Source organism: Bacteroides sp. AM54-2NS (assembly GCF_003602935.1).
Taxonomy (GTDB): domain Bacteria; phylum Bacteroidota; class Bacteroidia; order Bacteroidales; family Bacteroidaceae; genus Bacteroides; species Bacteroides xylanisolvens.
Map to the genome: position 1 here is coordinate 1 of NZ_QTMZ01000061.1, position 24,742 is coordinate 24,742.

12 protein-coding genes and 3 pseudogenes are annotated in these 24,742 nt (G+C 40.8%); 2 read left to right on the forward strand and 13 right to left on the reverse strand.

What is annotated here, in order from left to right; translation table 11 throughout:
* Positions 1 to 1,099 precede the first annotated feature (1,099 nt).
* Entirely contained in the window at positions 1,100 to 2,308 is a 1,209-nt protein-coding gene (locus tag DXA05_RS23175) for a hexokinase (protein ID WP_128859675.1), read from the forward strand.
* A gap of 236 nt (positions 2,309 to 2,544) precedes the next feature.
* Here DXA05_RS23175 and DXA05_RS28465 read toward each other — a convergent pair whose 3' ends face one another.
* The 11 genes and pseudogenes from DXA05_RS28465 to DXA05_RS23220 all read right to left on the reverse strand — a co-directional run bounded on the left by DXA05_RS28465 (position 2,545) and on the right by DXA05_RS23220 (position 18,134).
* A complete protein-coding gene (locus DXA05_RS28465; protein WP_347812620.1) occupies positions 2,545 to 2,910 on the reverse strand; it encodes a glycoside hydrolase family 97 C-terminal domain-containing protein in 366 nt (121 codons plus the stop codon).
* Positions 2,902 to 3,719, reverse strand: a pseudogene (locus tag DXA05_RS28470) (glycoside hydrolase family 97 catalytic domain-containing protein); the annotation flags it as partial. The pseudogene DXA05_RS28470 and the gene DXA05_RS28465, both read right to left, overlap by 9 nt.
* Positions 3,720 to 3,745: 26 nt before the next feature.
* Complete coding sequence (locus DXA05_RS28475; protein WP_347812619.1) at positions 3,746 to 4,537, reverse strand: glycoside hydrolase family 97 N-terminal domain-containing protein; 792 nt, start codon at positions 4,535 to 4,537, stop codon at positions 3,746 to 3,748.
* Between the two features lie 113 nt (positions 4,538 to 4,650).
* Positions 4,651 to 5,748 carry a cellulase family glycosylhydrolase gene (locus DXA05_RS23185; RefSeq protein WP_128859676.1) on the reverse strand — a complete coding sequence of 366 codons (1,098 nt, stop codon included), beginning with the start codon at positions 5,746 to 5,748 and terminating at the stop codon, positions 4,651 to 4,653.
* A 59-nt stretch (positions 5,749 to 5,807) separates the two neighbouring features.
* Entirely contained in the window at positions 5,808 to 7,919 is a 2,112-nt protein-coding gene (locus DXA05_RS23190; protein ID WP_128859677.1) for a beta-galactosidase, read from the reverse strand.
* Between the two features lie 132 nt (positions 7,920 to 8,051).
* Positions 8,052 to 10,103 (reverse strand): SusF/SusE family outer membrane protein, encoded by a 2,052-nt coding sequence (locus DXA05_RS23195; protein WP_128859678.1) that lies wholly within the window; start codon positions 10,101 to 10,103, stop codon positions 8,052 to 8,054.
* Positions 10,104 to 10,129: 26 nt separating this feature from the next.
* The gene (locus DXA05_RS23200; RefSeq protein ID WP_121960150.1) at positions 10,130 to 11,128 is read right to left on the reverse strand and encodes a family 43 glycosylhydrolase; all 999 of its coding nucleotides are present in this window, start codon (positions 11,126 to 11,128) and stop codon (positions 10,130 to 10,132) included.
* A 32-nt stretch (positions 11,129 to 11,160) separates the two neighbouring features.
* Positions 11,161 to 12,816, reverse strand: a complete 1,656-nt coding sequence (locus tag DXA05_RS23205) for a RagB/SusD family nutrient uptake outer membrane protein (RefSeq protein WP_121960140.1) — start codon at positions 12,814 to 12,816, stop codon at positions 11,161 to 11,163.
* Positions 12,817 to 12,826: 10 nt separating this feature from the next.
* Positions 12,827 to 16,188 (reverse strand): annotated as a pseudogene (locus tag DXA05_RS28480) (TonB-dependent receptor).
* Between the two features lie 270 nt (positions 16,189 to 16,458).
* A complete protein-coding gene (locus tag DXA05_RS23215) occupies positions 16,459 to 17,472 on the reverse strand; it encodes a FecR domain-containing protein (protein ID WP_128859679.1) in 1,014 nt (337 codons plus the stop codon).
* Positions 17,473 to 17,543: 71 nt separating this feature from the next.
* Positions 17,544 to 18,134, reverse strand: a complete 591-nt coding sequence (locus DXA05_RS23220; protein ID WP_008026656.1) for an RNA polymerase sigma-70 factor — start codon at positions 18,132 to 18,134, stop codon at positions 17,544 to 17,546.
* A gap of 187 nt (positions 18,135 to 18,321) precedes the next feature.
* Between DXA05_RS23220 and DXA05_RS23225 the strand changes: the two genes are divergently transcribed.
* Positions 18,322 to 19,836 carry an SLC13 family permease gene (locus DXA05_RS23225; RefSeq protein WP_008026658.1) on the forward strand — a complete coding sequence of 505 codons (1,515 nt, stop codon included), beginning with the start codon at positions 18,322 to 18,324 and terminating at the stop codon, positions 19,834 to 19,836.
* A gap of 62 nt (positions 19,837 to 19,898) precedes the next feature.
* On the opposite strand, the gene DXA05_RS23230 is transcribed toward DXA05_RS23225, so the two are convergent.
* Together DXA05_RS23230 and DXA05_RS23235 are read right to left on the reverse strand one after the other, a co-directional pair.
* Positions 19,899 to 21,185 carry a histidine-type phosphatase gene (locus DXA05_RS23230; RefSeq protein ID WP_008026659.1) on the reverse strand — a complete coding sequence of 429 codons (1,287 nt, stop codon included), beginning with the start codon at positions 21,183 to 21,185 and terminating at the stop codon, positions 19,899 to 19,901.
* Between the two features lie 70 nt (positions 21,186 to 21,255).
* Positions 21,256 to 24,633 (reverse strand): annotated as a pseudogene (locus DXA05_RS23235) (response regulator); the annotation flags it as partial.
* Between the last annotated feature and the right edge of the window lie 109 nt (positions 24,634 to 24,742).

The following is a 24,742-nucleotide window of genomic DNA, read 5'->3' on the forward strand; positions in this document are numbered from 1 at the left end:
TCATTTCTCATATTCTCATAGTAAATACAATAACTATATATAAATCAAATGCATAACACTATGAGAAATACTATTCAAAACGGCATTTCTCATAGTATTACCAGCGTTTTATCCATAAAACAACGTATTTCTCATAGCTTTTCATCACTTTCAAAAACATTTCTCATAGATTTTCCAAGCGATTCCAAATACTTTTTTACTTGTTTTGCAGAGTATTCAAGTTATTCTTCGACAAAACCGTAATAGTTAGCATGGACTGCAACGAAACACGCAGTAAAAAAAGAGTCTACTACAAGGCAAAGGAAGCATCAGACTATTATGAAGTCAAGCCAAGCTAGAGATGTAATCAGGTAATACTTAAATAATAGATTATAAAATGGACATGCAGAGTATAGAGAGTAGACATTAGCATATTTATGTATAAGCAGCCATATCGTTCCACTAGAGTGGAAAGGTCTGTGCACTAGAGTAGACAGTACCGTTCACTAGAGTGCAATGATCTGCCCACTCCAGTGAAACGATACAAATACTTATAGCAAAACACAACAATGATTAGGATAAAATATAAAGGGATAAGGAGAACTTAATACAGGAAAGCAGTAAAGTAAGACAAGGTAATTGCTTTATAAAAAGTTACTTATATAAAAAAGGAAGAATAACAATCAGTCCGGAAAAAGACTGGGAGGAACAGAATGACGACCACAAAAAACAAGAAATAGAGAAAATGCATAAAAGGAATATGAGAATAAGAAAAAAGTCTATGAGAAATACACTATTTTCAGCATAAAAAGCTGGTAATATTATGAGAAATGCCGTTTTGAAAAGTATTTCTCATAATATATCTATTTGATTATCTTTCGTTTATCGAAAAACAATGAGAATATGAGAAATGCAAGTGAAAAATAGGCGACAGGAGAAAGTGTGCGTAAGTAAACTGAATTCAGCATTTTTTTAAGAAAGAGCAAAAAGGAAAAGAGCAAAAAGAAAGAGATAAATCCAGGAATCCGATTGGATCCATATACCGTATACCTAACGAGCAAAATTCCTCTTCAGTTGTTATTCATACATAAACATATTCTATACAATAAAAAATAATATCATGGAGAAAAATATTTTTCAGTTAGATAATGAGCAGCTCAAAGAGATTGCTCGCTCATTTAAAGCTAAAGTAGAAGAAGGTTTGAATACTGAAAATGCAGAGATACAATGCATTCCCACTTTCATCACTCCAAAAGCAAATGGTATCAATGGCAAATCATTAGTACTCGACTTGGGAGGAACGAATTACCGGGTAGCAATCGTTGACTTCAGCAAAATGCCTCCCACCATTCATCCTAACAATGGTTGGAAAAAGGACATGTCGATTATGAAAACTCCCGGTTATACCCGAGAGGAGTTGTTCAAAGAAATGGCAGATATGATAACCGGAATAAAACGGGAAAAAGAGATGCCAATTGGATATTGTTTTTCTTATCCGACAGAGTCCGTCCCAAGTGGAGATGCCAAACTGCTACGTTGGACCAAAGGAGTTGATATAAAAGAGATGATCGGAGAAGTTGTTGGAAAACCTTTGCTCGACTATCTGAATGAAAGAAATAAAATCAAGTTTACGAACATAAAAGTGCTCAATGACACTGTTGCCAGTTTATTTGCCGGGCTTACCGACAGTAGTTACGATGCGTATATAGGTCTGATTGTAGGAACAGGCACCAATATGGCAACTTTTATTCCAGCTGACAAAATTAAAAAATTAAATCCGTCACATAAAGTAGATGGATTGATTCCCGTCAATCTGGAATCCGGAAATTTTCACCCACCGTTCCTCACTGCAGTGGATAATACAGTAGATGGAATCTCCGGGAATCCGGGAAAACAACGTTTCGAAAAAGCTGTATCCGGTATGTACCTGGGAGATATTCTAAAAGCCACTTTCCCATTGGAGGAGTTCGAAGAAAAGTTTGATGCACAAAAGCTCACCTCTATTATGAACTATCCCGATATTTATAAGGAGGTGTATGTAGAAGTAGCACAGTGGATATATGGTAGATCAGCACAGTTAGTTGCAGCTTCACTGACAGGACTTATCATGTTGTTGAAGTCATACAACAAGAATATACGAAAAATTTGCCTGGTTGCCGAAGGCAGTCTTTTTTGGAGCAAGAACAGAAAAGACAAGAACTATAACATGATTGTCATGGAAAAATTACGGGAGCTTTTCAGTTTGTTTGGTTTGGAAGATGTAGAGGTCGATATCAAAAGCATGAATAATGCCAATTTGATAGGGACAGGTATTGCGGCTTTATCCTGACACCTCCCTGCCTATCATCGTCATTACAGGGTGATCCTCCCAATCGACTTGCTTATAAGAATCTGACAGGAATGTGCCAGAACTCTCTTTTTAATGTAATAGCCCTCGCTACAGATAGTTGTAACGAGGGTTATTCTTCGTTTATAAGGGTGGGGACGCACCCTTATCCAACCTATTGCAGATATATCAAATCTATTTCAAGATTTAATAGACAATGTAGTGTGTAAAGTGGTTGTTTACTTAATCTTCAAAGCAAACCCACCTCCGGGTGCCAAATGAATCTTCAACTTACTGTCATTTTTTATCCGGATGGATTCACATTTATAATCACGCCCGATCCGGTGAGCATTTGCTCCGTCTTTAAACAATGTAGCGTCATACGTCTTACCACCCAGGAAAGAGCAATCCACTTCGATGTCACGTGCCGTCCAATCGGTGATTCCACCTACATACCAGACATTTCCACTCCGGCGTGCTGTTACGATATACTCTCCCATCTTACCATCAAGCACGATACTTTCATCCCACACTGTCGGAACATCAGCAATAAATCCTGTTGATTCCGGTTCGCGCATATAGTTGCTCGGCGTATCACACAACATATTGAAAGGAGATTCAAATACAACATACAGAGCAAGTTGACGGCAACGAGTTCCCTGACTCATCGGTTCTGAATTGCAAGGATAATAGTTACCTTTCGAAGCATTGCGCATCGCTCCTTGAGTGTAGTCCATCGGACCGGATACTTGACGAGTGAAAGGAATCATCACGTCATACTTCACCTGATCCACCGAAGCCGGACTCCATTTCATCTGTTCCAGACCATTGACACCTTCAAAGTTCAATACATTCGGGTAAGTACGATTCAAACCGGCCGTTTGTGCGTTCCATGCAAGTCGAGGATCAGTTTATATTTAGCACACATCGCGGCAGCCCGATAATTGAACGCAGTCATAAGCTGATCGTCACGATCCATAAAGTCGACCTTAAAACCTTTTACTCCCATGTCGGCATAATGACGGCAAACGTTTTCCATATCACGCTCGAAAGCATAATAACCGGCCCAAAGAATGATGCCTACATTTTTGGAGGCTGCATAATCTACCAATTCTTTCAGATTAATCTCTTTCACCACTTGCATCAAATCCGCTTGCAGATTTACCGCCCAGCCTTCGTCAAGTATCACATATTCAATACCGTTTGCAGAAGCAAAATCAATGTAGGCTTTATAAGTCGGATTATTTACTCCGGTCACAAAATCAACGCCATCCAAATTCCAAGCATTCCACCAGTCCCATGCTACTTTGCCGGGTTTGATCCATGAAAGATCCGTCAGACGGGAAGGGGCAGCCAACAAATAGCTCAAGTTGCTTGCTGCCAAATCCTTATCGGAAGTGGTAACAATGCTCATGCGCCACGGGAAATTCCGGGGTTTATCTACTTTGGCAATGTAGCTTCATGCTCTTTCACCAACATTTGAAGTTGATTGTGTCCGCCTTGCACCATCTTCTTGGGGTATGGAGCGAAACGTCCCGTCAACCGATTTTCTCCTTCAATAGCAGACAAATAGAGGCCGGGATAATTCTCCAAATCGGATTCTGTGATACAAACCTTAACGCCTTCACCGGCATCTACGACTAATGGCAAAAACATCAAACGTTTTTTATTCAGCTTCGATAATGGATCGGTAGTATAAGTATTTTCGAAGGAATTGAAATATTGAGAGTCATAATCACCGTCTTTTCCTGTTTTTACATAAGGTACAGAAGCTACCATATCGGATGGGAAATGATAATCTACTGTTTCATCTACCACGTTGAAAGGCTTCTTCGCACGGCTGACAAAGCGGTAAGCAATACCATCATTGTACGCACGGAACTCTACATTCCAGTCTTTTTTAAACCGAAGAGTCAGTTCATTATAGTGGTCTCTCAATTCACTGGCACGATAGAAAGGAGAAGGAATCATCTGATCCACTTTTTTCCCGGAAGTGCCGGACAACTTTGCTTTCTCTCCCCAGACTTCTCCGTTATCCAATGTCATCGAAATCGGAGAAGGAGCAAGAATCTGCCGTCCGTTACAGCGGATGTCATAAGTCAGCTTATCACCTACGGTAATCGTCGTTTGAAGCTTTCCATCCGGAGAGTTCAAAGTAAATTGTTTTTGCGCCTGTACCGTAAGCGTACATGCGACAATACATAAGAATAATAAAATCTTCAGTTTTTTCATGGTTTTAATTATAGTAGTTATCAAATTATAGAAGAACGATACAAAAATAAAATAATATAGTATAGCAACCTATATGAAAACTAAAAAACAGAGATAAAAAAGAATACGTAATTCTATTTTTTTCCTGTCAGGGATTGAATACAATCGACTTCTTCCTGCTGATAAGGTACTCCGGTAGGACGATAGATATCATGAAACCATAATTCCGGTTCTTCACCCGACGGAATGACGTCATCCCAGGCAAAAATAGTATTTGTCTTTCCTGCAACAAATCCCCAATTGATGGCGCCTACCTTTTCTTTTTTCATCAAAGGAAGAACATTACAAAAGCGGCTGTCATTGCGACGGGCCATATATTCGGTACAGATCAACGGACGGTTAAGCATCTTCAGAAATTTGATACATTCGCCATGCCGTTCCTCATTATCGTAATTATGATAAGAGATGATGTCCGAATGATTCAACACAAACGCATTCAGAACATTCTTCCGGGGAGAATTATAGTCCCATACACCGGCAGTAATCGGTTGTGACGGTTTACAATCGCGCACCCAACGAAAGACATTCGTCAATAAGGGCAAAGAAGTTTCCTCGTGTTTACTATTCCCTGGCTCATTATACAAATCCCACATCAATATCCGGTCATCGTTAGCATAGGTTCGGACAATATCTTTTACATACTCTTGTAGAAAAGGATACAACGTCAGTGTGTCTTTACGCAAACTACACGAAGGGTCCTGCACCCAGCCGGAATTATGTACACCCGTCTTCGGTTCCGGTTGCTTGCCATAAGCCGACTCCGGATTCCAACAATCATCGAAGAACACAAACATAGGGCGGATTGAATATTGCCCGCAAATATTCAAAAAATCATCCATACGTTTCTTCATTCCTGCCGCATCATTTTGCCATACGACACTGCTCAAGAATACGCGTAAGGTATTAAAGCCCAGTTCATGCGCCCATAATAGTTCTTTATCAATCTGTTCAGGATCGAAAGTATCCGTACTCCACATTTCTATCTGATTGATTGCCGTTGCCGGAATATAATTGCAACCTACCAGCCAAGGCTGATTGTCATACCATTCTTGTATCTTCTCTTCCGTCCAACGACTGTTGTTTGAAGAATTAGAATCCTGTGTACAGGCGCATACACATATCCCCACTAAAAAGAATAAAAACACAACATTAACACACCATCTATTTTTCATGCTATTTTCAATTGATTAATATAAAAGATTCCTTGTTCTTTTAATTCCCGTTTATTTGATTATTTATGCCTGTCGTCTGACTTTTCCTTCCACACCACTACTCCCGCAGGTTCGAGGCGTGCACTGCCGATCAATATCTCCGCCTCATCGGGAATGGCTATTTCCTGAATGTCCGATGTATAGTTTAAAGCGATGTAAAAACCATCCCGCCATTCTTTCACTACTCCGTATGGTAAATCTTCAGTCGGTACGCCGGCTTCCTTATATACACGACGTACTACTTCTTTCTCCAATTTCCCGTCATCGGTATCCGTTCCGATATAGGTGACTGTTCCTCTACCCAGTCTACGGTGTATCACAGAAGCAGCTCCCTTATAAAACTGGTCCGCATACACAGCCCAAACATCTGTTCCGACAGACGGGGTTAGTACGTCCGCCCAATTGTTCCAGGCGTATTCCTCACCGCCGAAATCTACTTTTCCATAGAGACTGTGAGGCAGATGGTCATAGTACAAGCTGTTTATTCCGGCCAGTTGGTGGATGGGAGCAGCTAAAGGAGCCTCCCACAGTTTGGCATTACGGTCTTTCTGCCCGGTACGGCAGGTCAGAATCAGATGTCCTCCATTCTTCACGTATTCAGTCCAACGTTCTACCAAATTGTTATCAAGCAACTGATAAGCCGGCGCAATCAGGAAAGGATAACCCGAAAAATCCTCCTTCTCCGAGATCACATCGACGGGAGCGGCCAAGGATTTCAACAGGTTGTAATACTTATGTATGTGCGGCATCGTCCACCACTGGTCTGTTTGACGCTGGAACTCCATTTCCCAATAGTTGTTCATATCGAAAAGCAGTCCAATGCGTCGGGAAGCCAGCTGTTTGGGCATACGGCTTTTCTTATCGTAGGCGGCACGAAGCTTTTTCATCTCCTGCGTAATACGTACATATTCTTCACCGCCCGGAGAAAGAGTCACCCCGTCGGTCATTATCATGCCATAATGGTATTGTTCACTGCCTTTTAGAGGTTGACGGAAACGGTAATTGCACACAAACTTCCCGCCACCTGCAAAAACGTGATACACCCACATACGCACAGCGCCGGGTAGGGGTTGTGGATTATACACTCCCCAGTTCACCTGACCGGGTTGTAGTTCCATCACTCCGAATGTTTTGCCTACACGGTTACGAAACTGGTCATTGGAAAACCCAAGATCTTCGGGGATCCCCATTCGAAAGCCCTGGCTGCCTATTCCCTGATTATGTCCGGTCACCAGATAGCGGGTGTAGGTCAGGAAGTCCGTATGATCGATCCGTACCGGATCAACCGGATTGAAAACAGGAATCAGGTTGGTAGTGATCCATTGGTCTCTGCTGATATGCTGCCGGAGTATGTCCGCCTGCATATTAACAAAGCCCGCCAATTCGTCCGCCATGAAACGGTTCAGGTCGAGCATGGCATGAGGATTGGGCTTATCGGGTACTTCCTGCTGACTGGGAAGACGCACTTGGTCGAAGTTCTGATAAGTTTCACTCCAGAAAGAGGTTCCCCATGTATCATTCAGTTTGTCGATGGTCCTGTATTTCTTTTGTAGCCAGACGCGGAATTTTATTTGTGCATTTTCACTGTAATCCACTACTCCGTAGTGTCCCGGCTCATTGTCAATTTGCCAGCCGATAACAGCAGGATGATTACCATAACGCATTGCCAGACGGGAAACAATGTTTTCTACATAACGACGGTAACGGTCGCTACTCCAGGAAGCATGCTGACGCCGTCCGTGCTGAATGGAAACTCCATTATCCCGCTGAATCAATATATCGGGGTACTTTTTCGACAGCCAGGCAGGAGGTGTAGGAGTAGGCGTACACATGATTACTTTCAAACCATATTTCTCCGCCAAAGAGACGGCACGATCCAGCCACTCAAAATCATACTTTCCTTCTTCCGGCTCCATCATGGTCCAGGCAAATTCTGCAAAATGGGTGAATTTGATCCCCATCTCCGACATTTTCTTCAGATCACGTTCCCATTGGGAGGAATCCCATTGCTCGGGGTAATAATAAGAACCCAAAGCAAACAACTCTTCCGGAGGAAAAGACCTATCGACCGGAGACTGGGAAAAGGCTGCCAATGAAAACAATAAAGCTAAAACCAATAAAGATTTCTTCATGGATATTATTTTTAGAATCTATATAATAAGACATTTCTAAAAGAGAAAACCACATAGCCATTTATATAAAGAGGTCGTGTTTGTTTTAACCCGGCCTCTTTATGTTATGCTACACTAATATAATACTCAAAACTAGTATTTCTTTGTAAACGTGCAGGTATTTGTATTCATATCCAGCTTGACATGATATATACCGGCTCTGAAATTAGCTCCCGGTCCGAAGTTTTCTGTTTCCTGCCATTGATCTCCGTTCCAATAACCGCCCCGGGCTATTAAATCACCTTCAGACACAATGGTCACGTCAAACGAAGTAATTTCATTATTCCAACCTTTTTTCTTATAGAATCTGAACATAAAGTCATTGTTTAAAAATAGATTGGTTTCGAAAATACGATCCCCGGTCTTCACACAACAGATAAAATCTTTCGGATTTTCCCATCCCCAATTTCCAATATCATCAGCAAGAAGCCCGCTGATTCTAGGGTGTCCGAAGGTAGCCCCAGTGATCCATACAGTTTCGGGGAATTCCGCACCAGTCGTTTTCTCTACATATATAAGTTCCCTATTCTTATTATAGGAGATCTTATACTTGCCATCCGGAGCATTAAACTTGTATTGGCCGTTTTCATTCGTAAAGTATTCCGGTTGAAGCATATAATCCAGATAGCTAAAGCCTTCAAAATCGACAGTCTGTCCTTTCGTGAGATTCAACTCTACACCGATATAATTGGGATAATCAGATTGAGTCAGTTCTTTACCGTTTATTTTATAAGATTCTTCTCCAAGCTGACCTTCGTCTACCTTATCAATAAACATACATATATTCTTATTCAGATCTATCCGGACACAGTATACTCCCGGCGTGAAATCCGGTCCGGCTACAAAATCACCGGTAAAATGTCCGCCACCAGTACCCCCCGTTGCCGGATCACTATAAAACCAGCCTTTACCTAATAGATTAATAGGATAAGGATTAACAGTGGTGCTAGCCAGTTCACCTCCCCACGGACGTTGCTTATAGAATTTAAACTGGAAATCTTTAACCAGATAAAGAGTTGTTTCAAAAACATTATCCGATATCTTCACGCACTGGAATGCATCACTCGGCAAATTGAAGGTCCATGTGGCAACAGTCACCCGCCCGGCTTGAGGATGTCCGAAATTAGAACCGCAAACCCATAAACCATCCGGGTAGTTTACTGAACGATTTTCTAAATATATCAGTTTGTTTACCGGATCGTAAAACAGTTTATAGTTTCCGTCCGCCCCTATAAATGTGGCTTTATCCTTTGTTATATCTTCAAAGAAATCCGGTTGAAGCATCTTTCTCACATCACCGAAATTGCCGAAAGTCACTTCATCGCCTTCATGAAGTTCCAAAGCAATACCCAGATAAGACGAAGCCTCTTCTAATATACCCATTTCATGCCCGTTAACAAGGAAGGTTTGCTCCTGAATATTTTCATCTTTTGCTTCGAAAGCACAAGTATTATTATTCAAATCAAGCGTAATAAGATATACTCCGGGTTGGAACAGCGGTCCAGGGATAAAATCTCCCCCACTCTTTCCTGCAACCAGGAATGGGGTGGTAAGTGTTATATTGTCTTCCGGTAAAGTGGTAATCTCATTATCACCTTCTCCCCAACCTCTATGTTTGAAGAACTTGAATGAGAAGTTATTAGCCAGATATACAGTGAGCTGAAAAACGTTGTCAGCACTTTTATAACAATAAAGCACATTGTTGGCTCCGTCCATACTCCAGCCACTTGTAGTAACCACTCCCGCTTGAGGATGCCCCCAGTTAGCACCACAGAACCATAATCCTTCCGGATAAGTTGCACCGGCTTTTTCTACATACAGAAGTTCATTAACGGGATCATAAAGCACACTATAATCGCCTGTCTCTCCTTTAAAACGAGCTTTATTTCCGGACAAGTATTCAAAGTAATCCGGTGAGAGGATTGATTCTATACCGTCGGTTCCCGAAAATTCGATTTCCTGTCCCTTTTCCAAATGAAGCTTCTTCCCCTGAAAATTGGAGTAAATTTCTTCATCCAACACATTCCCCCCTACGGAAAGAGGAGAGGCAAGTTTCCATTCCGGCCAATTATCCCATTTCTGTACGTCATCGCTACAGGATGCCGCCAACAGAAGCAGAAAAATCGTATATATATAATATTTCATAATACAGTCATATTAAGATTATACATTTATTTTTTATATGCTTTCAACAAAGCCTGATAAACCGTTTCGTTCACCTTCACGATGCAGCCGTGTCGTGCACCCGGTCTGTCCGTACCATCCTTTACATTAGGTCCGGAGAAGGTACGCTCTTTCCACGGTCCGTCCATAGAGGTCGACTGAAACAAATGATAGCCATAAGGTTTGGCAGCATAAGACTCCGCATAAATGAACCAACCGCTATGATTGGGCCGTTCGATAAAAATAGGTGCTTCGCGCATCATATCATTCGGAGTGACGGGTGCTCCCGGATTGGTGTAAGGACCGGTCAGATTGGAAGAGGTGGCAATACGGACTGTTTTCCCGGTTTCCGGAGCAACAGCCGGATCGCGTTCATCTTTCAAGATTGCATAATAAACACCGTTTACCTTCCGGATAATGGCATCAATAATAGCCATGTTCTCATCTATACCAGTGAAGTTGAACAGTTTCTGCGGTTCTGTATACGTCTCAAAATCTTTTGTCAACACATAGAGAGTACGCATACTGTCCCAGTCATCCTTATCCGGATCGTTGCAGGCATGCCAGCTTATAATATATTGTCCGCTGTCCTTGTCATAAAACATCTTGGGTGCTCCCCAATAATAAGTAGTATAAAATCCCTGCGCATTACTACGATTAAAAATCATTTCATCCAACGGGGTAGACGTCCATGTCACCAAATCTTCCGACCGCCACAAAGCCAACGGATTGACTGCTATCATATAAAAAGCCCCATCATGTCCCTGACAAATATCTGGATGCCCAATGTAAGCACTATTGATTATCCGACCTTTATTCAGCGTCTCCCAATTTACACCATCCCGGGAAGCTGCATAATACAGCTTTCCATAATTAGCATTCGTCATGTGGGCAAATAAATATCCGCCATCCGTTTCCACCGGAATTTCTTCTCTGCCTGTTTCTACATCATCCGAGCATGCCCAACTCATTAAAGACAATAATAGACCAATTATATAGTAACTCATACGTTTCATATCTTTATATTCAGTTAATAGGTTTAATTTATATTTTGCTGCGCTTTGCTCTTATCTTCCGCCCAACCCGGACGTTCCCAAGTCTGCTTCAGCTCTTTTCCATAAGAAACCGCCTGTTCGACTGCATAATTAGGGATCGGCATGTACTGATGCGTCGGCATTACTCCCTTCACCTTATACATTTCCTGCGCATATTTATTAAAACGGATCAAGTCAATTTTACGATTACCTTCATAAAAGAGTTCATGTCCCCGTTCGATCAGGATCGCATCCAGAAAAGCATCTTTGGTATTGGTTGCCACAGCCGGCAAATTTGCCAATCCGGCTCTGTTCCTTACTTGATTTACTGCATTTATAGCAGCCACAGAAGGAACGGTTCCTGTTTTGCGTACTTCTGCCTCTGCATACATCAATAATACATCGGCCCATCTTGCCAAAGGAATATCGGTACCCTGGAAAGTTGTCATGGTTTCCTGCGGAAATTTATTCATAATATATCCATTCCATCTCACCCCCAGATTGTCTTTATTAATGATAACACCATTCTTGTCTTTATAACTAGTCACAATTGTTTTCAAACGACCGTCGTTACTTTCGAAAGCATCATAGTATTTCTTATCCATACTGAAAGCCTGAAACCATCCGCCTCCCATTGGGAAAGGCTCCCCTTTTGCCACATCGGAAGGTAAAGCCCACATCAGGAAAGGATTCGCATTTCCATGTTTCGGGTTACCATCGGCAGCCGGGCTACAACTGACAGCCATAATGATTTCTTTATTGAATTTATTGGCATTCTTGAACAGGTCAACGTATGGGGTACTTCCAGTTCTAAACAAATCATATTTACCTGTATTGAGTTCATTATACATATCCATCGCTCTCTGATAATAGCCTTCCATGTGTTCTCCCTCGTTCAGACAGTGTTTCATCAGGCAGAAACGGGCATAGTCACGCGTATAGCGTCCCAAATCGGGAGCTGTTTCGGGCGCATTCTTTGCAGCAAATTCCAAGTCGTCCGTAATCCACTGGGCCATTTCATCCAAAGAAGGACGCACGGTATTCGATAACGCTTCCGGATCAATTACTTTTTCAGGGTCCAGGATGACCGGTACAGGACCGTAAACATGTAACAGAAAATACATCATCAATCCACGGCACAGACGCGCTTCTCCAAGCAGATTATTCTTTTTTTCTTCTGTAAGAGCAGTCAGAGGAGCTTTCTCCAAAGTTCCAATGATTTCAGTCATACGGGTTATTTGAGCTGTTTTCGGGAAATGGTTGAGGTTACTGCCATCATCTACATTTCCACGCCAGTAATAAAAGCAATTACTGTAATCTCCTTTAGTAAAGCGTTCCCAGTCTGCACCTACTGTGGTAGCAGATGCACATATATCAGAAGTGGAATCAAACATACGTACCGTTCCTCCCGACTGTATATGAATACCGTGCTGCAAACCGCCTGAACCCATATCATACGTCCAAACCGTAGTGTATGGCAAGTAGCAAATCATCATATAGGAAACATACTCCTGCTCTGTAGAAGGATATTCTCCCTGCAACAAAGCTCCATAAATATAAGGATCAAAATTATTCTCACAACTACCGAATAATAGTTGCAAGGAAACAAGCATCGGTAAAAAAATCTTCTTTTTCATACGACATAATTTGTTAGATTTCATAGCTTGAAGTTTAGAAGGTTAATTTTGCACCTATTGAATAAACTCTCATTTGAGGATATTGCCCTCCGGTCAAATTAGAAGAGGAAGTGTTGATTTCAGGGTCATATCCTTTGTATTTGGTAAAGGTCAAAGGATTCTGAAAATCGACAAACACACGTATTCCTCTAATATATCCTTTAAATACAGATAACTCTTTGGGACCCAGATTATATCCCAGTGTGATGTTTCTTACACGTATATAAGAGGCATTTTCTCTTGTATAATCAAAGCCCAGATTTTCGGGTAAAGCCACTGATTTACTGATTGCGATACCCGGGAAGCGTCCGTTCGTGTTTGTCTGGGTATTCCAAATATTATAAGAATAGATACCAACATTGTGCGCATCCACTCCTCTGGAGAGACCTCCGACATCTATACTATTGCCATATGCATCATTCCATTTCTTTACTCCCAATTGACCATACATGAATATATCCAAATCAAAGTTCTTCCATGTAAATGTATTCCCGAAACCAAAATATAATTTAGGTAACGTATTATCCATATAAGAGTCATTCACATCAATGATTCCATCACCATTTTTATCTTTAACAATAGGATATCCCGGCATACAAGCAGCAGGACCTAACGAACGTTGCGATTCGGGCATATTACTCTTATCCACATTGATGATACCGGTCGTTTTATAATAATAGAATGCATTCATCGGTTCATTTTTCCTTTTCTGATATTTTTGATAATCATAGTTGGGCATACGTTCTATCCATACCGCGTTATAATGGGACATTGTAATTTGAGAGGTCCATTTGAAATCATGTGTTTGAAGATTCAGCGAATTCAAACTCACATCTACTCCGGTACGTTTATAATGTCCTCCATTGATAGGACGTGTTCCGTGCATTCCCAATAATTCAGTCGGTGCTGTCCCCAACAAATGGGTTACGTCATTACGGAATACATCTACACTACCCCAGATTCTATCTCTAAGAACGGAAAAATCCAATCCGATATTTTTCATAACCGTCTTTTGCCAGGTTACATCTTCATAGTTGGCACCGGACAATATGTAAGGAATATAGGTAACTGAATTATTATTGAACTGAACATCTTCACGGGTAGTTGTTACAATACCATATAGTATTGTACCTAAATTGTCACTACCAGTTTCACCATAACTGGCTCTTAGTTTCAACATATTAATCCAGGAGATATTCTTTATAAATGATTCTTCGTTCATTTTCCATGCTAGAGAAACAGATGGGAAGAGAGCATATTTCTTACTGGGAAAGAATTTATCCGTACCGTCACGGCGCAATGAAGCAGATACTACATAGCGACCCAATAAGTCGAAATTTCCTCTGACAAACTGTGACCTCTTTTCATTTTTATATTTATAAGAAGTCGGATAGAAAGGACCGTCTGCCATGCCTACACTGCTTCCCTGTATATGATCATTCGCATTTTCGTATGATATATCCGAACCATCACCACTATCGAGATAACGTCCCATACCGGCCATCAGATTCATATCCAACAGCTCTCCAAACTTATGTTGAAATGTCAATGTACCTTCGAGAGTGCTTTGTTGCCTTTTTCCATATCCTAAGTTTCCTCTGGATTTACGTTGCAATGCGTAGTAAACATCAGAAGGTATGTATGAATCACGAGAGGTATTTTCCTTGTTCAATCCATACAACACTTTTGCCGAAAGCATATTCTTTATGATATCAACATCCAATGAGAAATTCATGTAATAACCACTTTGCTCGGACTTATCATTAATATCATGCATGGAACAGGGTTAGGCGTCCGGCTAAATACATTATATTTCCCTTCGGCATCGTATATAGGAAGATAGGAAGGATAGAAAATTGCTCCGAAAAGTGCTCCGGCTCCCTGATCTCCTAAGTTCCCAACATCCCCGCCAACAGTAGAGTTCGTGTAATTATTCTGATTCAAATTGACGATTGTTGTCAGTTTCAAAAAGTTAGTCAGTTGGGAGGTGATATTTGTACGCAAAGAGTAGCGCTCCATATCCGAATTATGAACGGTAGCATCTTCTTTATAGTAGTTAACACCCAGATAATATTTAAACTTTTCAGAACCACCGCTAATCGTCAGATTATGATTGGTCACCGCACCTGTTTTCAGCACTTTGTCCAACCAGTCCGTAGTCGGAGCATTGGCTATTTGTGTCGGTGTAAAGATAGGTGTCCACTTATCATCATAAGCGGTATTTCCATAAGGATACTGACCTTTGTCATATAAATAATTCTCCTTACTAAAAACATTGACCATGTTCATCAATTCGGGACCACTCAATACCTCCAGATAAGGATAATGTTTCTGTATGGAATAACTTCCTTCATACACTATGGTCGGTTTTCCTTCTTTTCCCTTTTTGGTAGTCACCAAAATAACACCATCGGCAGCTCCGATACCATAAATGGCGGCAGAAGCATCTTTCAGGATTTCAATAGATTCAATATCGTTGGGATTTAATCCTGCCAATCCTGCACGGTTGACGGAGGAAGGAAGTGATGTGCTCCCCGTACCGACTTCAAAAGAGCCGCTAGGCATAACCACTCCATCTACCACATAAATCGGTGTACCACCTCCACGAATGGAGATATTGATGCCTCCCCCCGGCTGGGGACTGGATACGGTTGCCTGCAAACCGGCAGCACGCCCCAACAACATTCCGGAAATATTACTGGTAGCTGCTTTCGATATTTTTTCTGTTTTTACTGTAGCAATAGAAGTAGTCAGATTCTTGCGGGAAGTCGTACCATAGCCCACCACTACCACCTCATCTAAAATTTGCTGATTTTCAGCCAAGGTCACGGATAAAGAGGTCCGGTCTCCCACTTTTACTTCCTGTGTCTGATAACCAATATAGGAAATCTCTAATACGGCTCCCGGTGATACTTCCAACGAGAACTTCGCATTCAAATCAGATGCGGTTCCGTTAGCCGTTCCTTTTTCCTTGATGGTAGCACCGATGATCGGTTCACCATTGGCATCATTCACCACACCTGTGATTTTACGTTTTTTAGTGTCTTTAGAGGTATTCTGCCGTTGCCCTTTTTGGACAACAATGTTTTTACCTTTTACCTCATAAACAACATCTTGCCCGTACAATATCTGATCGATAGCCTCATTCAACTGCTTTGCCTTTACACTCACAATTTTCTTTGTATCCAGATCTCCCACTTTATATACGAAAGAATATCCGCTTTTATTCTTCAATTGCGTCATTGCTTCTTTCACTGAAACATTATTCATTTTCAATGAAACGGCCTGGGCTAGCATTGCTATGTTAAGGCAAAAGAGAGCCACGACCATTAATATGGCCTTCTTCCTGTAATTCATAAAATAAACAAATTATTTAATTAAAACTTGAATAACTCGTTTTAAAAGAGATGTATTTTGCTAACTTTGCATTATCTCTTTTGAAAACATGCTCACGTTTGAAAGTTGTTGAAGAAGAGATTCAGGAGCCGGAAGATGTTCGAGATCTTCCGGTTTTTATTTTTCTCTCCTTATTCATTCACTAAAGACTATTCAGTATTATTTTCTTCCTTCATATTCTTCAATTTCTAAGGTTAAACAATCATAGTATTATAAATCTCTGGTAACCGGTTAATAGATAGTTATATTGCGTTCTTCAATCTTATATTGTATTTTCTCCGTAGATGCCAACGCATCCAATACTTCCTGAATACTTTGCTCCCGACGGACAAAATTACCGTAGAACCGGAAGGTATTTAAAGAATCATTGGCGATGCGAATAGTAACATTGTAGCTACGTTCCAATTCTTTCACGATGTCCGGCAGAAGCTCTTCATCAAAAAACAGATAACCGTCCGTCCATTGCGAAGCATTAGAGGCTGTAACTGTTTCTACTGTCATCCGTCCGTTCGTTTTATTCAATATTGCTCTCTCATCAGGCGCAAGAATTGCTTCTTTTTCTTTTTTCAGTAAATTATTCAGTTCTACTTTCCCTTCCAATAAAGATACTACGACTTCATGATCCTCCGGGTAATCGCGAAAATTAAATTTTGTTCCCAGTACTTGCAATTGTAAATCCTTAGTCTTTACAAAGAAAGGGAGTTTCTCATTCCGCCGGACTTCAAAATATCCCTCACCTTCCAGTTCGATCATACGATTATCGACTCCGAAACCTTGTGAGTAAGTCATTCGTGAACCGGCATTCAGCCAAACTAATGTACCATCCGGCAAATAAAGCTTTGTCCTCGATCCTAAAGGAGCTTCTACGGATATATCCGCGAATGTGTCTTTTACGTTCACTCCTCCCTGCCAATAAGAGAAGCAGCCGACTGCAAGTATGACTGCAATAATCGCTGCATAACGCCACAACATTGACAACCGGAATCCATGATGAGAAGTTTTTTCTATTTCCTTCCGATTTCCGATACGTTTCTTAAATGTATCGAACGCTTTATCTTTATTGTATTTCGACGCAGCTTCACGACTGACAGCAGAAAACCAGACTTCCCGCTGCTGAATAAAGTAATTCTTATTTTCAGGTAATGCAGCTATCCATGCTTTCAGTTCGGCTAAAGCATTTTTGTCCAAACCTTCCGTCAGATAGGTTGCAATCAATTCATCAATATGTTTCTTTTCTTCTTCCATTTTTCTGCGTTCTATAAAGGAGACAGTAGTTTTTTAATTGAGGGTAGTCTAAAAATGACTTTTTTTCGTTTTTACCCGAAAAAAAATAAAAGTAGAGTAATCAGATATTTACTTAGATTCATTTGTAAAGATGCTAATGCATTCTTTATATGATATTTAACCGTATTGACAGAGATGCCTAACTCTTGAGAAATTTCTTCGTATGATTTTCCTTCAAAACGACTTTTATCGAATACGCGACGACATTCATTCGGCAATTTATCAATGGCTTTATATATTTCCTCTTCCAGTTCACGCTCCAACAATGCCCCCAACGGATGCGAATCGGAGATCGTCATTTTATCGTCTGTTATCTCATCAGGCATTAGAGATGAAAACGCGATCTCACGCTTTTCCCATTCAGAATTCAGATAGTTGATACAACGATTACGGACGGCTCTCACCAAATAGCTACGGATAGAAACGGAAATCTCTAACGTTTCACGAATCTCCCATAAATGAAAAATAGTATCCCCGACAATGGTTTCCGCGAGGAATTGATCTTTTACATAGCCACTTGCGACATGACACAGCAGAGCATAGTGACGGTCATAGATGTATTGATAGGCGTCTTCGTTGCCTATCTTCAACTGCTCTACTATTAAAGTTTCAGTGTGCTCCATGAATGTATTAGTCGAGTTAATGGCACAAATTTAGAGAAATTGCAGCAGACTACCTAATATCCATATTAATATCTTCAAGGACATCACAATCCAAAAGAATTATAAAAAACTTCTCTCGTTGATTTACGAGATATAGAATAAAAAGTTATTTTTGCACCGTTTTTTAATTTTATCTTAAACTAGTATTATGTACAAGATTTTTCACGGCTTCCATCTAGTGGAAGCTTATCAGGACTTAAAGAAAGCCAAACGGTTGGCAAAAAATCAGACAGTGGCCAGATGCATAAAGCTAACCGTAGCTATTACCCTTTCCCTTATTTTATGGCTCCTCCCTATTGACACATTTGGTATAGAAGGGTTAACAGTTATAGAACAAAGACTTATTTCTATCTTTATTTTTGCCACACTGATGTGGGTATTCGAGGCTGTCCCTGCATGGACCACTTCTGTATTGATTGTCGTTTTATTGTTACTCACCGTTTCCGACAGCAGCTTATGGTTCCTTACTCAAGGAATCTCGACAGAAGAATTGGGACAGACAGTCAAATATAAGTCCATTATGCATTGCTTTGCCGATCCAATCATTATGTTATTTATTGGTGGGTTCATACTTGCCATCGCAGCAACCAAAAGCGGATTGGACGTATTGTTGGCACGCGTCATGCTAAGACCTTTCGGAACCCAATCACGCTATGTACTATTAGGATTCATTCTTGTTACAGCTGCATTTTCAATGTTCCTTAGCAACACGGCTACAGCTGCCATGATGCTCACTTTCCTAACTCCTGTATTAAAAGCACTTCCGGCAGACGGTAAAGGAAAAATAGGTCTGGCTATGGCTATTCCTGTAGCTGCTAATGTGGGTGGCATGGGAACTCCTATCGGCACACCGCCCAACGCAATTGCCTTAAAATACCTGAATGATCCGGAGGGACTGAACCTGAATATCGGTTTCGGAGAATGGATGAGTTTTATGTTACCCTATACTATTATTGTATTGTTTATCGCTTGGTTCATACTTTTACGATTGTTTCCCTTTAAACAAAAAAATATTGAATTACAAATTGAAGGTGAAGCCAAAAAAGACTGGCGTTCCATTGTGGTTTATATCACTTTTGCTATCACAGTCATACTTTGGATGTTTGACAAGGTGACGGGAGTAAACTCTAATGTAGTAGCTATGATTCCGGTAGCCGTTTTCTGTATAACGGGAGTCATCACCAAACGCGATCTGGAAGAAATCAGTTGGAGCGTACTCTGGATGGTAGCCGGCGGCTTCGCCCTGGGCGTTGCTTTACAAGAAACCGGACTGGCGAAACATATGATTGAAGCTATCCCATTCAACACATGGCCTCCTGTATTAATGATTGTCGGCTCCGGACTTATTTGTTATGCTATGGCTAATTTCATCTCACATACAGCTACGGCAGCATTGCTCGTCCCCATCCTAGCCATTGCAGGAAGCAGCATGCGTGAGAACCTATCTTCCTTAGGTGGAGTAGAGACTTTATTGATTGGAGTGGCAATCGGTTCATCATTAGCAATGATATTGCCTATCAGTACTCCTCCCAACGCATTGGCACATGCCACAGGCATGATTCAGCAAAAGGATATGGAAAAAGTCGGAATAATCATGGGAATCATCGGACTGATATTGGGATATACCATGTTGATTATACTTGGCTCCAACAAATTATTATAAAAAATACTCTTTCCATACAAATAAGCCCTGTGAGAAGCAATCATTCTTACAGGGCTTTTTTGCTAATCAGTCTTACTTGAAAACCTGGAAAGAATCTCTTTTGATATTGCTATCCGTTGTTTCAGATAGTGGCAGACTTCTTCCCACCGATAATATGGGAAAAAGGATGTGACCACCGGAATGGTTACTTCTTGCTCATTCAAAAGTATTTTGACCCAGACTTGACAGTTCTTATCACGATAAAACACCCATTGCACATTAGCTGCCATCGGAGCAATTTCATAATCTTTCCAATAAATGGATACGGAATCAGGTGATGCTATCTGTATATCCGTTTTTCCTATACCCATCAATGCTACAAAAGGAATGACAGTTTCTGCATGCGCAAAACGAAGATCCACCCGATTGTCCGATTGCCCGTTAATTGCCTGCTCTGTCGTTTGAATAAACTCTGAAAGTAACGGCCATGCAATTGCAACCGGCAACATATTTCCAACTGGTGCTGCACTTTTAGTCAGATATTGCCGCAAGTTTTGTGTTTGCCAATAACCATACCATTCTTTATCATTGAGAATACCTTTCATATTAAAAGATAAGCCTGTATCAGGAAGTATAGCTGCTATTGAGAACAAAGCCATGACAAACTCCCGTTTTTCCTGTTCTGTTTCTTGTCCTGAGGTGAGAAAAATCCTTTTCATGACAGGTGTAAAAACTATCTTATCTTGCACAAATGATTCATACAAAGAAATCCAGTCACCTTTCTCTTTATAATAAACATAAGGCTTGTTCAAATCAAAAAAACGAAGAAGTGGGTTATATTGCTTTCCTGCACTTTTCTTTATTACCAATGAGGAATCCTGTTTTTCCATACCAGAAAGAAAAGCATCCATACTACTAATACAACGAGGAATATAGGAAGCTATCGCTTCAATTCGCGCCGAATCTACAAATATTTCAGGATAACGCAATAGCATACGCTCTGCTATTCCCTTTTGTTCCTGCTCTCCTACTGCCGACAATTCTCCCCATCGTCCTTCGAAAGCTTCGGACAGCCGTAATACCGTAGCAAGCAGTTCCTGACCTTTTACAGTCAATCTGTTTTCCTGCTCCGCCAATATAAGCACATTTCTAACCTTCTCTAATGCTTTTCCCGAAGTCGGGAACCGTGCTCCGTGCCTTCCTAAATGATTGATATAAAAAGGAACCATACCATCATGGTTCAAAACAGGCAGATTCTTTATCAAAGGATACGGCATAGCCGTTCCTGCATATTTCTGAATTGCACTTTGCCCGAATAAAAAAGTTATAGGGAAAAGCAGACCAGCTAAAAATATCAATATTGCTCTCATCCGGCAGAATATATATTTGTTTGCCAAACATAACAACCGGGCATAGAACAATGTTTATATACGCTGCCTACTATTTCTCATTTTTTAAATTGCTTGCCGGACAAGGTTCTGTATTTTCCGAATCTCCATATTTGCTCGGACTTACACCATAATACTTTTTAAATACCTCACGGAAATATTTCGCATCCGAGAACCCGACCCTATCGGTAATTTCCGCTATTGTATATTCGCCCTGCTTTAGCAATTGTGCAGCATGTTGCAAACGTATCATCCGGATATAATCAGCCGGAGCATAACCTGTCAAGACCTTTAATTTATTAAAGAAACTCGTACGGCTCATGTGATGGCGACTGCTAAGCATTTCTACATTAAAATCCGGATCACTCATGTTCTTCTCTATACATTCCTTGACCGAAGCAATAAATTTCCAGTCCAGAGTATTAGTACAATTAACCGCAAATTTCTGTTCTTCCTCTTCGATACTATTATAAACCTGACGGAGCAAAGCACGATTCGCCAGCAAATTCTTAATCGTTGCCTTGAGTATTCCTACACTGAAAGGCTTGGTGATATAAGCATCCGCTCCGATTTCCAGCCCTTCTAGCATATTCTTCTCGTCTCCCAATGCTGTCAGCAAAACGACCGGAATATGAGACATCTCAAGATCCCCTTTTATCGCTGAACAAAGTTCATCTCCGCTCATTTCAGGCATCATTATATCGGATATAACAAGATCCGGATTAAATTCCCTGATTATGATAAGTGCATCCTTTCCATTCGGACAAGCCTGAATATTATAACTCGTCTTCAGCATATCCACCAGATAATTGCGCAAATCATCATTATCCTCCACTATCAGGATCCGTTGTAAGGAACTGTTTATCTGGGATATTTCCATAGCCGGCAAATCAGAAATACTACCCGGTATGATAGTCTCCGGACGTTCATCCGGCAGCTTGGGAGAAATAAATTTAGCTTTATGAAGATGGCTATTTCCTTTCGGGAAAGTAACTCGTACACAAGTGCCTTGTTGTTCATTGCTCTGAATCTGAATCTTGCCTTTATGTAATTTGACTAGTTTGTATACCAACATCAGCCCTATTCCGCTACCTGTCACTTTTAGATTGACAACATTGCTACCTCTAAAACAGTTCCTGAACAATTTCTTCTGTTCGCACGAAGGAATACCAATTCCCGTATCTTTCACCTCAATGCTCCACGTGTTTCCTTCCTCACAAGCGGAAATGCAGACACTACCTTCTTCAGGTGTATACTTCAATGCATTCGACAAGATATTTTTCAGAATAGATCCCATCTTGTCACTATCAAACCACACATTCAGATAGTCAAAATTGCTTTCATAAACAAACCTGACATGTTTCATTTCAGCATATTTGCGAAAAGCAGCACAAACATCATTCATAAAAGTATTCAGCTCATACTCGGAAACATAAAGAGTGGATGAATAGACATCTATCCGTTCGAAATTTATCAAGTTCGTTGTCAGCTGAAGCAATGTATTTACATTCTTAAGAGCCATATTCATATGGGGTAACGCCTGTTCGGTCACCATACGATTTTCTATGACTTCCTCCAGCGGAGCTTTTATCAACGTAAGCGGCGTACGTATGTCATGAGCCGTATTAATGAAGAACCGTGTCTTCTCATCCGACACTTTCTTCTGCTTTTGCAACATGATGATACGAAAGATGATAATCATAACCAATACCAACAGAATTGCATATCCCACCATAGCCCACAAACTGGCCCATACTGGAGGGGTTATAACAATCTGAATGTTCCTAGTCTCATAGGTCTTATACTTCTCTTCATTGGATATGGCGCGAATTTGCAACGTATAACTGCCAGGAGGCAGATTTCTGACAAGAATCCGGTTATCCTGACTCGGACGGCTCCACTCTTTATGATAACCGTCAATCTTCCATGAATAAAGAATGTTGGAAGGATAATCATAATTAATGGAAGCTACATCAAGGGAAAAAGTATTTTGTCCGTAGGCTAGTTCCAGCCGGTCAGTTTCGTCAATGTCCTTTTTCAAAGGAGATCCGTCATCACCCGGGTAAACGGGATGATAAGCTATCATAAAATCGCGCAGCAACAAACGTGAATAATGCGGTTCCGGTATCTGTATGTCTGTCGGAAATTTAACAGCACCATCATTACCACCGAAAACAAGCATGCTTTTATTGCAGGTCGTGGCAGAACCTGCATTAAAACTGACACTCATCAATCCTTGTTCACGTGTCCAGTTACGAAAAGAATGTTTCTGGGGAGAATAGATTGTAATACCGGTCTCCGTACCCATCAGAAGACTCTCGTCCTGACGCGGAAGAATTGTATAAATATTGTCGGAAATCAACGCACAGTTATCAGTACGATATTGATGGATAAACTTTTTCTTATTAATGTCATAAACAAGGAGTCCGGCTCCACGGGTACCGATATACAAGATACCGTCTTCTCTCTGGTATAATGCACATATATAGGGAGATTCAACAGGCAGATCAATATACCGGTAAATTCCGGATTCTTTATCAAGCAGGTAGAGTCCCATTCGCGTACCAATCCACATCAGCCGGTCATCCTTCTCCTGAATGGTAGTAATAGAACTTACTCCCGGATATAAACGTACATTTTTAGTATCAAGATTGATACGCTTCAGATGATAATATCCACCGGACCAGATATCACCTCCCGAATCTTTTTTAATGTCATAAATATATTGATCGGGACGTACTCCTGCAATGGCAGCAGGAGAAAGATAAGTTACCTTAAACCCTTTCTTCTTCTCTATCTTGTAAATACCCGATGTATAACCACCAGCCCACATTACACCGGGAGAGACTTCACACAGCGCTAAAAAAATGTGATTCTCATCATTCGGTACCGGATCAAAGGAACTAAAGAAGGAACGCCATTCTTTTGTATCAGTCTGATAGAAACTGATACCGTTACTGGTTACAAACCAGAGGTCACCGTCACTATCCTCCACCACATCATGAACCTGATCGTTCACCAGTGACCGGGTATTACCAAGAGAATGTCTTATCAGGTCATAACTTCCATAACGGTTGTTACGGATTGTAATGCCGGTGGGATAATTTGCGAGCCAGATGCGATCTTCTTCATCCACATAGACATCATTAATATTATTTCCATTCATCCCGTTATAACTGCCATAATCAGCTGTTATATAGGGTTCACTCATGTATGTATTCACATCCAGCTTATATACACCTCTTCCCCCAGTAGCCACTAGAAGTTCATGAGCGTTTAAAGCAGCAATCTGGTTAATCTCTACATGATTGGGGAATTGACAAGAGATGATTTTTCCTGTTCCCCCCATGTCATATATAAGTATTCCCTCTTTATAGTTTCCCACAAATAACTGCTTTGAAACAGCATGGTAATAAAGTTCATGCACTGGACAGGGAAAACGCACGAGTGCTAATTGTTTAATAATCAATAGTTCCCTTCTCTTCTCAAAACTTATTTAATGGCAATACTCTTGTATATCTAATAATAAATAAAGTCTT